Raw genomic sequence first — 12540 nt, 5'->3', positions numbered from 1 at the left:
GACTAGAATCGGCGGAAGCACTGGTGAAAACAAAGGATAAAGTTATCTCTAGAAGTAGCAGAAGAGGTTTTTACAGATGTACAGACCATTTATATAGAAGCTGCCTTGGAGAAATCGATAAATAGTGATTTGAATTAGAAATTTTCAGGAGGTTCTATATTTAAATGTAAAATAATGTTGTGATGCCTTTGATGTAAAATGTGCAGGAATCGGGCGACCACAGGTCGCCCGAATATGTAATATATTACGCATGATCTTTCTAAGACGAATTAGATAAACATTATACAGGCGGATGCCATGAAATGTTAAATGCAATAAATAAACAAGAGGTTTACAGTGATATTATTCATTGGATGAAAATAGTGGCCAAAACATCGAGATAAATGGAAAACCCTATGCTGAGATGGCGGAAAGAGCAGGGATCAAAGTAGATATCATTAATGCTGAAGCAGAAATAGAAGTAGAGAAATACTTAAAAAAGGTTTTAAAGCATAAAGAATGATGTAGCAAAATACCACCCTCTTTTTTGAAGGTGGTATTTCTATTATATAAAATTCCCTATGCACTTAAAGTCTTATCTTTTCTTTTTAATATCTTCCTTACAGCCCAGTTTTTAAAGTCATCAAACAATGTATACACAACTGGAATAAACACTAGTGTTAACAGGGTAGCGAAGCTTAATCCACCAATTACTGTAATAGCCATTGGTGCTTGCTGTTCTGCACCTTCTCCTATACCTAGTGCCAATGGGATAAGTCCTAGCACTGTTGTTAGGGAAGTCATGAGAATAGGTCTTAATCTAATAGGCCCGGCTTTACGAATAGCTTCTGCTCTTTCCATTCCCCTTTTCCTGAGGGTATTAATATAATCCACAAGTACGATGGCATTGTTTACAACAATACCTGTCAGCATGATGATCCCTGTAAATGCTGGGACACTAAAGGGCTTCCTTGTTATAGACATAGCAAGGGCTATTCCTATAAAGGCCAGTGGTACAGTAAACATAATGATAAATGGATGCAGTAGGGATTCAAACTGTGATGCCATAATCATATAGACTAGTAATATAGCCAGGATCAGGGCAAGGGCAAATGCCTTTGCTGCCGCAATCATTTCCTCATTTTCTCCACCTAAGGTTACCTCGTATCCATTGGGTACATTCATTGCATTGATTCTATTTTGTATATCAACAAATACACTTCGAGAGTCTCTTCCACTGATATCTCCCGTAACAGTTACCTGTCTTACTTGATTATCCCTTGATATACTGGCGGGTGCCTCTCCATAGTATATATCAGCCAGCTCTTGAAGTGGAATCTGCTGTCCCATGGGAGAGGTTACATAGATTTTTTGCAAATCACTTAATTCACTTCTCCAGCCCTCATGAAACCTTAAGCTCACATCTATTTCTTCACCACTTACTCTATACCTTGTAACCGTCTGACCCATAATGGCTGTTTGAATGGTTTCAGCCAAGGTATAGGTAGATACACCGTATTGTGATGCTTTGTCTCTATTAATTTTCACCTGAGCCTCTGGTACAGTCTGTTGAATAGAGGATGATACTTCTCTAGTTCCTGGAACTAAGCTTACCTCATCAACCACTACTTCTGCTAGAGATTCTAAAGTTTCTAGGTCATCACCCTTTATATTTACAGTTATGGGGCTACCGCCTGCCCCCATTTGCATCATGTCAAATTTTTGCACGCCTATTTTGGCACCAGCAATTCCCTGTAGCTTATCACGAACCTCGTCCAGTAGCTCCTCGATCCCCTTATCACGATCTAGTCTAGAGCCAAAGGATGCATAGATTACTGCTGCACTGGGATCACCATCATCACCTTCTAAAACAAAGAGATAGTCTAGTTCTGGGAACTCTTGAACACGTTCTCCCACTGCAGCAGCTATTTTAGAGGTTTCTTCCAGTGTATATCCTTTTGGTAATTCAATACTAACAGTAAACATACCTTCATCAGCATCTGGAAAAAACTCAGCTCCAGTAAATAAGGTAGCCATTCCAATGCTAAGAACAAACAATATAAGGGTTCCAGTAACGATTGTTTTTCTATGGCCTATGGACCAACTTAATAGGCCTTCATACTTAATTTCAACTCTTTTCATCAGCTTGTCAAATCCTCGACCTATGATAGCAAGGGGTGTTCTCTTTGTTTTGTCGCCATTACGATCTATTTTTAAAATCTTGGAAGCCAACATAGGTACTAAGGTTAAGGAAATTACTAATGAAGCAAGTAGAGAAAAGGCAACTGTTAAAGCAAGCTCTCTGAACATCTCAATAGCCATATTATCGCGAATGAAGGCAATTGGTAAAAACACCGCTACAGTCGTCATAGTGGATGCTGTTACAGCCATTGCAACCTCTTTACTACCTTCTCTAGCAGCATCGATACGACTATAGCCCTCCTCACGATATCTAAATATACTTTCCAGTACAACAATTGCGCTATCCACCAGCATTCCAATACCCAGAGCTAAGCCTCCAAGGGACATCATATTTAGGGTAATTCCACTAAAGTATATAAGGATAAATGTGGTAATAATCGATATTGGAATTGCCGCCCCTACAATAAAGGTAGTTCTAATATTTTTCAAAAAAATTAGCAGTACAAAAATTGCCAGTATACCACCAGCGAAGGCATTCCTTGTTACACTGCCTAGGGATTCCTTAACAAAATCTGCTTGGTCAAATATCGTTCTAAACTCTACATCCGATAACTCTTCTTTTATCAAATCAAGCTCATCATTAATGCTATCAGATACTCTAACGGTATTAAATCCAGATTGTTTCCTGATTTGAACTAATACCGTTGGATCTCCATTCATGGTGGCATTTACATAAGCATCTTTATATCCTTGGGTAACTTCTGCTATATCAGATAATCTTATGATTCCTCTGGATGTAGCAATGGGTAAATTTCTAATTTCATCAATAGTGTCAAACTCGCCAGTAGTTCTTACTGTATATTGATACTTTCCTTCAGTCAACAATCCGCCGGGTCGACTAAGATTCTCCATTCTCAATGCTTGAGATACTTGGTTTAAGGATAGGTCGTAACCCTGCATTTTGTGAGGGATGATACTAATTTTGATTTCGTCTTCAAGCCCGCCATATATATCTACAGCAGCAACTCCGTTAATACGTTCTAGACGATCCCTTACATGATCCTCTGCCAAAGTCTTTAACCCAGCAAGGTCATCACCGTAGGACATTCCAAACTGAATAATTGGAATCATACTCATATCATACTGAAATATCATGGGATTGCGTACCTCATTAGGCCACATTCCCTTAACCATATCTACGCTCTCTCTCATTTGCAGAGCAGCATAATCCATATTGGTTCCCTGTGTAAATTCCACCATCACCATAGACATCCCATTTGATGATACAGAAGAAACACTTTTAAAGTTATCAACTGTACCCATGACCTGTTCAACGGGTCTAGTTATAATGGTTTCAATTTCCTGAGGACCAACACCATCATATTCTGTAATAACAACTGCCATAGGAAAAGCTATATCGGGAAAAAAGTCCAAATTTAGCCCCATAAAGGACACTGCACCTAAGACAATAATCATCATTACCAGCATTATTACTGATACAGGTCTTTTAATGGCTATATCTGATATTTTCATTATTGCACACCCCCCACGGGCTGTACCTTTTCTCCATCAATAATAAAGTGCTGACCTTTTACAACAACCAAATCACCTTCCTGAAGGCCCTTGGTTATTTCAAAGTACTCTCCATCCTTAGCTCCTGTTTCAACCATTTGCCTAGCAACAATGTCATTATCTTTTAAAACAAATACAGAGCTCACACCATCAATAGTCAGTACTGCTTCCATAGGAACTAATAGAGTATTGCTCCTATTATCTATGACAAATGATATTTCTGCAAACATACCAGGTCTAATTTCATGGGTTACATTATTAATGATTATTTTCACTGGATAACCAACTCTTTGTTCTGATACAACAGGACTGATAGAATCAACAATTCCAGTAAATTTTTTACCATCTAATGCCTGAATAGAGACAGCAGTTTCTTGACCAATAGAAATACTGCTTATCATTCCTTCAGTTACTTCAGTTTCTATGACAACAGCATCAATATCCACAACAGTAAAGGCCGGCATCTGTGGTGAAACCATCTCGCCTATTTCAATATTGCGATTGGCAACAATACCTGTAATAGGAGACCTTACTTCAGAATCTGTTATCATTTTTAGGATTGATTCTTTTTGGGTTTCTAAAACTGATTTAGCTTCTGCTGTTAAATGAGTATTGTCTTCAGCTGTTCCAACTAAAACCTTGTTTTGTAATAAATAGTAGTTGTCTTTTGCATTATTATATTGGGATTCTGCCAACTTATAAGCATTTTCATGGGTATCAAGCATTTGACGGGATACTGCCTGTGCCTCATATAAGGCTTTCATCCTGTTATAGTCTTCCTTTGCACTATAGTACTGAATTTCAGTCTGCCTCATAGCCGCCTCTGCCTGCATTAACTGTTGACGAAGCTGAGCGTCTAATTGGTCTAATTGTTGGTAAAAACTTGTTTTCTCTAGGGAAAATAAAATATCTCCCTCAGCAACTCTATCCCCCATATCCTTCATTATGCTTGTTACTTTTTCTGCAACCTTAGGTACAATTGCCACCTCTCTCAATGGCTTTATATTACCAAAGGAATTATGTACAAGCTGAATATCCCCCGTTTTTACACTGTAAGTCTCTATAGCAGTTAGCTGTGCAGCTACTGTTTCTTCCTCCTTACTTCCACATCCTACAAAAAATGTCACTGTCAAAAGCATTAGCATAATCATACTGATTGATTTTTTGATTCTTAACATACGATACTATACCTCCATAATATTTCTAGCATAATTTAAAGTAATACTACGATTTGTTGTGCTTTTTCCCATATTTACCTTACAAAGCCTTTCTACATTACTCCTACATTCTTTTGCAAATAAGTAATTATAGAATAATTGCAAAAAAAATATATTGCATTTCCCTCCTTTAAACAGTTTAGTGATTGTTACTTCCTTTAGTTCCTAGTATACAGTATATGATAAGGAAACTTACTTTAAAAGTTAATTTTGGAAATATTTACTATTTCAATACGTTATCAATACTTTCGCTAGTTACTTCCAATAAGCAGCTGTTATTATCAGTATTTTCCTGATTTTGATTAATTCTGTAAATAGGATAATACTATATTATCATGTAATTATTGTAATTACTAGTTAGAAATGTCAAGGCTTTAAGGTGCTTTTGAAGGGGAAACAAAAAACCCCACCTATAATATACACCAAAAACGGAATAAAAGTTTCAAAAAATGGAAATTTAGTGTAAGAAAACAATATAGGTGGTCCCAGTAAGTGTTCACCCACTATGCTTTGCGGTTGGTTCAATTATTAAAAAACCAGGTGTCGTAGGGGATAAAATTAAAATATGAGAATATATACATATAACAGCATTGGTTGACCATGATATCATTGATGGTACACAGCAGTTAGAGCTTTATCTAAGCTTACGAAAATGATTGAAAATGGATTTGGATTATAGACATCCTAGATGAAAAATGCATAACATCCGGGCAGGTACAGAGACCTGCCCCTACAAAAAATAAGGCTGTATCATATGGTAGGGGTCGGTTTCCATGCCGACCCTCGGTTTTGCATATGACGCATCATCTATTAAAGGCTGATGGAAAATGCTAAGCAAATATTTTGTAGACTATACTGCATTGGGAGATTTATAAATCATATAAGGAGGACATTTAATGAGTGTATTATTGGAAAATAAGACAGTGATAAAAGAAGATGTATTAACAGAATTCATACAGGAAACTTTCAAAATTTATGAGAAGAAAATTCGAATAATAGCCATAGGAGGAATAGCCTTACCATCAATAATCCTTGCTTCGATGGGTGATTTTCTTCCTTTCACAATTTTAACAGCAATATTTGGAGTATTTCTATTTTTCAAGGGGCATCTGTTTAAAAAGAACAAGATTATAAAAAACTTTTATGGATTACATGGGGATTCACCTCAAGCAACCTATACATTTTATGAAGATAAATTAAAAAGCACTGTGGGACAGTCTAATCTATCTATAAATTATGAGCAAATTACCAACTTACTAGAAACTAAAAACTTATATATTGTGATGATAGAAAGGCAAGGGTTGATGATTAAAAAGGATGGATTTACAGTGGGGAATGAACATGAATTCAAATCATTTCTTATAGATAAATGTCCGAATATTAGAAAGAAATAAAGTGACTAAATTTAAATTCCATTTGCATCATCTGTTTAAGACAAACTAGATAAAAAATACCAAATAAAAGCTAAGCTGCTTAAATAGCATAAGTAAGAAATCAGTACTGATAGGCAAAAGCATACCAGATAAAAATGAATAGCTTTGGTGTCAAATAAAACTTCCCTGTGTTTTTGCCGCAGCACTATCCGTGACGCCTTAGGATGGTCAGTAGAATCACTTATATATTATAAAGGAAAGGTCAATTGAACAGCACCAGCATCTAGGGATTCTATAGGTAGATCTCTATTAAAATACAAAAAAGATATTTACTTCTAAGAAACTTTGCAGCTATAGAAGAAGCTTCTCTTATTCACAATGGATCTTATAACGGAGATAATCCTTTTCTATTTCCAATAACTTCATATGTTTAATGGGAAAAAAACGATGATAGGAACCATAGTCCTCTGGACGATAGGTGACGGTCACCTCCTCCATAATCCCTAAATGATTTGCAAATCTCACTATTTCTCCAGGGATAGCAGTAATAGTTATATTGGAGCTAAAAGTTAAGCCACAACCATAGTCCATAGAGGGTGATGTAGGAAAAAACGTATATATGAAGTGTACTCTATGGTGCATAGAATCCTCTAGCTTTTCAGCACCAGCAAATATAACGTTGTAACGAAGCTTGCGATTATTAGATTGCAGAATAGGACTACCTAAGGAAGCCTCTTTTTCCCAAGTATATAATTTTTTTTTCATATTATCATCACTCCTTAATTATCCAAATTCACTGTTATATGAAAGAAATATATTCCTTTACTTTTCATTTCATGCTTGGCATAGGATTTTTAAATGATTCATTTAGCATTAATATAATAAACAATATTTAGGCTTTAATTATTTATAAGCTGTAATAATCCACTAATGATGGGATGAAAGCCAAGGGGATAATTGAACTATTATAGTAGAACATCAAGAGGATAAAGGTCTACATTTTGTTAAAGTGCTATCGAAGTTTTCTATTTATGTATATACAAACATAGAAAACTTCGATTTTTAATAAAGACAGTGGGATGGTAAAATGAATTTGTTCCCGTGACGAGAAATGTCGAAAGAAATACATAGTGTTTTACCTGCTGGCTTGCGGGGAAGAGAAAGTTTATAGAAAATAGTTATTGCCTTCTGAAAGTAGATAGATATTTTCAATTGGTACATAGATGCAAGAAATAATATAATGTCAAAATAAGTAAAAATACAACTCAAAAAAATTGGAGGTGATTCTCATGATACAAAAATCAATTGATGACTCGAGGTATAATAGCACAAAAGCCAAAACTGTAGCTAGTATATGCAGTATATGTAACAGCGGCTGTGGGATATTGCTGCACATTGAAAATAACAAGCTTATAAAAGCTAGCGGAGATAAGGATAATCCAGTAACAAGAGGTTACATATGTGTGAAGGGTAAAGCATTGCCAGAGATTGTAAACAGTCCCCATCGTCTGAAAGAACCAATGATAAAAAATAAAGATAACAGCTGGCAGAAGATATCATGGGCTGAAGCAATTGACATCATTGCAAAAAAGCTAAAGGAGCTAAAGAAGGACTATGGCCCAGAAGCTTTAGCTGTACATGTGGGGCAGGCAGGTGTTCGAAGGGAGTTTACACCTTATTTAGAAAGGTTCTGTTTTACTTATGGTACCCCTAACTTTTCTACATGTGGCAGTCACTGTCATAAGTCGAAGGATATGGCAGGAAGAGTTACCTATGGTGCCTTGACTGTCCCTGACTACATAAATAGTAAATCTGTTGTTTTATGGGGATCTAACCATCAAAAATCTTGTCCTACTTTAGCTAACAATGTAAATACTGCCATGAAAAAAGGTGCCTGTCTGATAGTGATTGATCCCATAAAGACAGAATTGGCTAAGAAAGCAGACCTTTTTCTCCAAATACGTCCTGGTACGGATGGGGCTCTAGCCCTTGCTATGATCCATGTCATAATCAATGAAAACCTATATGACAAAAATTTCGTAGAAAAATGGACCTTTGGTTTTGAAGAATTAGCCCAGCATGTAAAAGAATTTACACCAGAATGGGCTTCAAAAATTACCCGGGTTCCTTCAGAAAAAATCATAAGAGCAGCCAGGATTTTTGCAACCAATGGACCTGGCAATATTACTCCAGGCATTGCAGTTGAACTACAGACCAATGGATTTCAAGCCATAAGAGGGATGACTGTTCTACAAGCTATTACTGGAAACCTAGATATTGCAGGAGGCGCCTTGATGTCACCACCTGCGACATTATCACCCCTTAGAATAGAGGAAGATTTGGATGCGTTACCTACTGCCATAGGAGAATCAAGATTTCCATTGTTTTATGACATATACAAAAATGCTCAGGCAAATGTATTCAGTGATGGGATACTAGATAGTGAACCAAATGTAATAAATGCTATGATAATCATGGGAAGCAACCCTATCAGTACTTGGCCCAATGCTGAAAAGCTTAAAAGGGCTTTTAAGAAGCTGGATTTCTTGGTGGTTATGGATCATTTTATGACAGAGACCTCAGAGATGGCGGACATGGTTCTGCCAGCAGCAACATTTCTTGAGAGAAATGAGTTTTGGGACCGGGCCACTACCTATGGTTTACCAATACTCTGCCTTATTCCCAAGGTGCTGGAGGAAGAAGGGTGTATCAGCGAATGGGAGTTTATTATGAAATTAGCAAAAGAAATGGGTTATAAAGATATGTTCCCTTGGGAGTCTCAAGAGGAAGCTATGGAATTTAGGCTTCAACCATTAGGGATTACCTTAAAACAGCTTAACGGTACTGAAGGCTATCAGTATAGGGATGTAGTGATGCAAAAGTATGAAAATGCTGGATTCCAAACACCTTCTAATAAAGTGGAGCTGTACTCACAGATTCTTGAGAGATTTGGTTACAATCCATTACCTATCTTTGAGGAGCCAGATGAAAGTCCTGTAAGCAGAAAGGATTTAGCTAGTGAATATCCCTTTGTCCTGACAACGGGTGCCCGTGAAATAGAATTTTATCATTCAAGGTATCGGAATGTAGCTTCTTTACGAAATAGGCTTTATGAGCCACTAGCACTGTTGAATCCCATAGATGGAGAAGAATTGGGAATCAACAATAAACAAAGGATAAGAATTGAAACTCCAAGAGGAGCTATTGAAATAAAGGCCTGTTTTACCCAGGATATTATGCCAGGTGTAATCTCTATACCTCATGGATGGGACAATGCAAATGCAAATCTATTGACGGACAATGCTGTTTTAGATCCTGTATGTGGGTTTCCAGCTGATCGTGCATTGTTGGCACGTATAAGCAAGGCTGAATAAAATAGCTTTTATTAGGGAGGTGAAGATTTGGAAGCAGTGCATAAAGTAGAAGAAAGAAGTAATGTAAAGGAATTGAAAAGCAAGAAGAAAAAGATAAAGCTTTCTGTTAAAAATATTAACCATACCTTTAAATCTCAAAATGGCGACATGACAAAAGCCCTTAGCAATGTATCTTTAAATATTGAGGAGCAAGGATTTGTCGCACTTGTAGGTCCCAGTGGCTGTGGGAAAAGCACACTGTTAAACATTATGTCGGGACTAATAAAACCCAATCAGGGTCAAGTGCTGCTGGATGATATACCAGTGAAGGGTGTTAATGATCGAATCGGGTATATGTCTCAAGCTGATACCTTATTGCCATGGAGAAATGTTATTGACAATGTAGCACTAGGACTGGAAATCAAAGATGTATCGAAGGAAGAGCGGTATGAAATAGCCCAAAGATTAATTGATCGAGTAGGACTTTCCGGCTTTGAAAATAGTTATCCGTTTGAGCTTTCCGGGGGAATGAGAAAAAGGGTAACCCTTATTCGAACCCTAGCAGTTGACCCTGAAATCTTATTTATGGATGAACCCTTTGGGCCTTTAGACTGCTTTACTAAGGAAATGCTGCAGGAGGATATATTGAAACTGTGGCAGGAAAACAAAAAGACTGTAGTATATGTTACTCATGATCTTTCAGAGGCTATTACCCTGGCTGATAGAGTAGTGATTATGACAGCTAGACCTTCTATTATAAAATCTGATTACGATATACCATTGACAAGGCCAAGATCAGTTATGGATATTCGTTTTAATTCTAAATTTATTGAACTGGAGAAAATGATATGGAATGATTTGAAGGAAGAGGTAAAAAGGGAAGGATAAGGGGGGTGTATGACAATCAAATATTTTAAGTTAAGAACTATGGATTTTGTTTGGTCTATAGCTGTAGTACTGATTTTTCTAGTAATATGGGAGGTGTCTGTTTTAACAGGAAAAGTAAATTCATTTTTCTTCAGCAGTCCTAGTTTGATTTTTAAAGATATAGTTAGAATGCAGCAAAATGGAGATATCATGAGGCACTTTGGCATTACTGTAAAACAGGCGGGATATGGCCTTTTCTTTGGGGGATTATTGGGAACAATAGCAGCGATTATGCTGGGTATGAATGAAAAACTCAGCAATATCTTATTTCCCATCATGGTAGGATTAAATGGATTACCCAAATTAGCATTAGGTCCACTGCTTATTATATGGTTTGGTATTGGTATTCAGTCAAAGATCTTTATGTCTGCCCTGATGGTTTTTTTTCCATTCTTCTTTAATGTCCATGCGGGCTATCACAATGTAGATATATCCCTCATTAATACCATTAAAATGATGGGGGGAAACAGGTTTCAAATACTATCAAAGGTAATCTGGCCATCATGTATGCCGTGGCTTATCGTCAGCCTACGGACTGGGGTAGGCATGGCAATTGTGGGGGCCATAATAGGAGAGTACATAGGCTCCAGTAGAGGGCTTGGATGGATGATTATGGATGCTGGAGGTACCTATAATACAACAAGAGTTTTGTCCTGTATTTTTTTATTAACTGCTTTTATGGCAGCCATAGATTATTTAATTAAATTTTTTGAAAAGAAAACCCTGCGTTGGAGACCATCAATTAACTAAATTAATCTAAAGTTAAAGGAGCGAATAACAATGAAGAGAAAAGGATTACTTTTATTATTACCATTATTAATTGCTTTCAGCTTAGTTTTTTTAACAGGCTGTGGCAATAGCAATGAAGAGACAGCAGTGGATGGAAATGTAGAGGATTCTCAGACTGTAGAAAGCAATGAACTGCAGAAGGTAGTTATCACAGAACCCATTCGTTCAGATTTATGGGCACCTATTTACTTAGCTCAAACTCTAGGATTTTTTGCTGAGGAAGGTATTGAAGCAGATTTTCAAACCATTACTGGTGGTGATCCAGGAGCACCGGTTTTGGCTGGTGAAGCTGACTTTGGCTTAAGAGGAGTGGATATGCCAATGATGGTTACTGAAGCAGGTCAGGATGTTAAAATCTTGGTTTCTACAACCCAAAGGTTTCCATTCACCTTTATTGGTCAAGGACCAGAATTTACAACCATAGAATCTTTAAAGGGTCAAGTAGTTGCTGGCTCAACACCTAGCGGTTCTCCAACAAGCTGGGTAAAAGCCGCTGTAGCAAACGCTGGTTTAGATCCAGAACAAGATATTGAGGTGCCTATGGTAAGTGCACCTGGCTATGTAGCAGCTATGAGCAATGGAGATATAGCAGCCTGTGCTGGACTAACAGGCTACCAAACAGAAATGCTATTAGAAAATGGTGGTGTTATGCTGGTGGATGGTCGAAACCCTAAAGCTTTTAAAGAAATTATGGGTTCTGAAGATTATCAAATGTACATCATGTTTGCTACTGATAAATATATAGAGGAAAATCCAGAAACAGTACAAAGTGTAGTGACAGCTGTAGCTAAAGCTATTCAATGGCAAAATGAAAGCTCTACTGAAGAAATTGTTGAAGCATTATTACCACTTTTCCAAGATCGAGAAGAGGAGCTTTTAGTAAGCATTCAAGCTAATAAGGATTATGACATTTTTTCTATAGATGGAAAGCATACGGAAACAGGCTATCAAGCGGCATTAAAATTGAGTAAAATGGCTGGGGTTATTTCTAAAGATATTCCAGCAGAAAAGGTATATGATGAGTCCTTTTTAGATAATGCTTGGGCTAAGTTAGGCAAATAAATAAATCATTATAAGCGAATAAAACGCCGTTTGGAAACCCTAAGAGACGGCGTTTTTTCATAAGAAAAACATACACATCTGAAAAGGTGAGTAAAAATAGCAAAAATTTAATAGAAAAGGTGGTGA

The 12540-nt window shown here is 37.0% G+C and carries 9 protein-coding genes; 6 read left to right on the top strand and 3 right to left on the bottom strand.

Going from position 1 to position 12540, the window contains the following annotated elements; all coding sequences use genetic code 11:
- Positions 1-349 precede the first annotated feature (349 nt).
- Positions 350-502 carry a hypothetical protein gene (locus BMX10_RS18085; RefSeq protein WP_170834830.1) on the top strand — a complete coding sequence of 51 codons (153 nt, stop codon included), beginning with the start codon at positions 350-352 and terminating at the stop codon, positions 500-502.
- A gap of 56 nt (positions 503-558) precedes the next feature.
- Here BMX10_RS18085 and BMX10_RS13885 read toward each other — a convergent pair whose 3' ends face one another.
- Positions 559-3654: an efflux RND transporter permease subunit gene (locus tag BMX10_RS13885; RefSeq protein WP_090445518.1), complete on the bottom strand. Its 3096-nt coding sequence runs from the start codon at positions 3652-3654 to the stop codon at positions 559-561.
- Positions 3654-4871 (bottom strand): efflux RND transporter periplasmic adaptor subunit, encoded by a 1218-nt coding sequence (locus BMX10_RS13880; protein ID WP_090445515.1) that lies wholly within the window; start codon positions 4869-4871, stop codon positions 3654-3656. The genes BMX10_RS13885 and BMX10_RS13880 overlap by 1 nt, the downstream gene beginning before the upstream one ends.
- Before the next feature lie 935 nt (positions 4872-5806).
- On the opposite strand from BMX10_RS13880, the gene BMX10_RS13875 reads away from it, so the two are divergent.
- Positions 5807-6304: a YcxB family protein gene (locus BMX10_RS13875; protein ID WP_090445512.1), complete on the top strand. Its 498-nt coding sequence runs from the start codon at positions 5807-5809 to the stop codon at positions 6302-6304.
- Positions 6305-6652: 348 nt separating this feature from the next.
- Here BMX10_RS13875 and BMX10_RS13870 read toward each other — a convergent pair whose 3' ends face one another.
- Positions 6653-7048 (bottom strand): hypothetical protein, encoded by a 396-nt coding sequence (locus BMX10_RS13870; protein WP_090445509.1) that lies wholly within the window; start codon positions 7046-7048, stop codon positions 6653-6655.
- A gap of 524 nt (positions 7049-7572) precedes the next feature.
- On the opposite strand from BMX10_RS13870, the gene BMX10_RS13865 reads away from it, so the two are divergent.
- The 4 genes from BMX10_RS13865 to BMX10_RS13850 are packed head-to-tail and all read left to right on the top strand — an operon-like array spanning position 7573 to position 12414.
- Positions 7573-9657 carry a molybdopterin-containing oxidoreductase family protein gene (locus tag BMX10_RS13865; RefSeq protein WP_090445506.1) on the top strand — a complete coding sequence of 695 codons (2085 nt, stop codon included), beginning with the start codon at positions 7573-7575 and terminating at the stop codon, positions 9655-9657.
- Positions 9658-9693: 36 nt separating this feature from the next.
- Positions 9694-10524, top strand: coding sequence for an ABC transporter ATP-binding protein (locus tag BMX10_RS13860; RefSeq protein ID WP_244272727.1), 831 nt, complete (start codon positions 9694-9696; stop codon positions 10522-10524).
- A 9-nt stretch (positions 10525-10533) separates the two neighbouring features.
- Positions 10534-11313 carry an ABC transporter permease gene (locus BMX10_RS13855; RefSeq protein ID WP_208976150.1) on the top strand — a complete coding sequence of 260 codons (780 nt, stop codon included), beginning with the start codon at positions 10534-10536 and terminating at the stop codon, positions 11311-11313.
- Positions 11314-11343: 30 nt separating this feature from the next.
- Complete coding sequence (locus BMX10_RS13850) at positions 11344-12414, top strand: ABC transporter substrate-binding protein (protein WP_090445504.1); 1071 nt, start codon at positions 11344-11346, stop codon at positions 12412-12414.
- The last annotated feature ends 126 nt before the right edge of the window (positions 12415-12540 follow it).

Source organism: Natronincola peptidivorans, from assembly GCF_900111615.1.
Classification (GTDB): Bacteria; Bacillota; Clostridia; order Peptostreptococcales; family Natronincolaceae; genus Natronincola_A; species Natronincola_A peptidivorans.
Note: the sequence above shows the minus strand (reverse complement) of the source record. Positions and strands in the feature narration are given on the sequence as shown.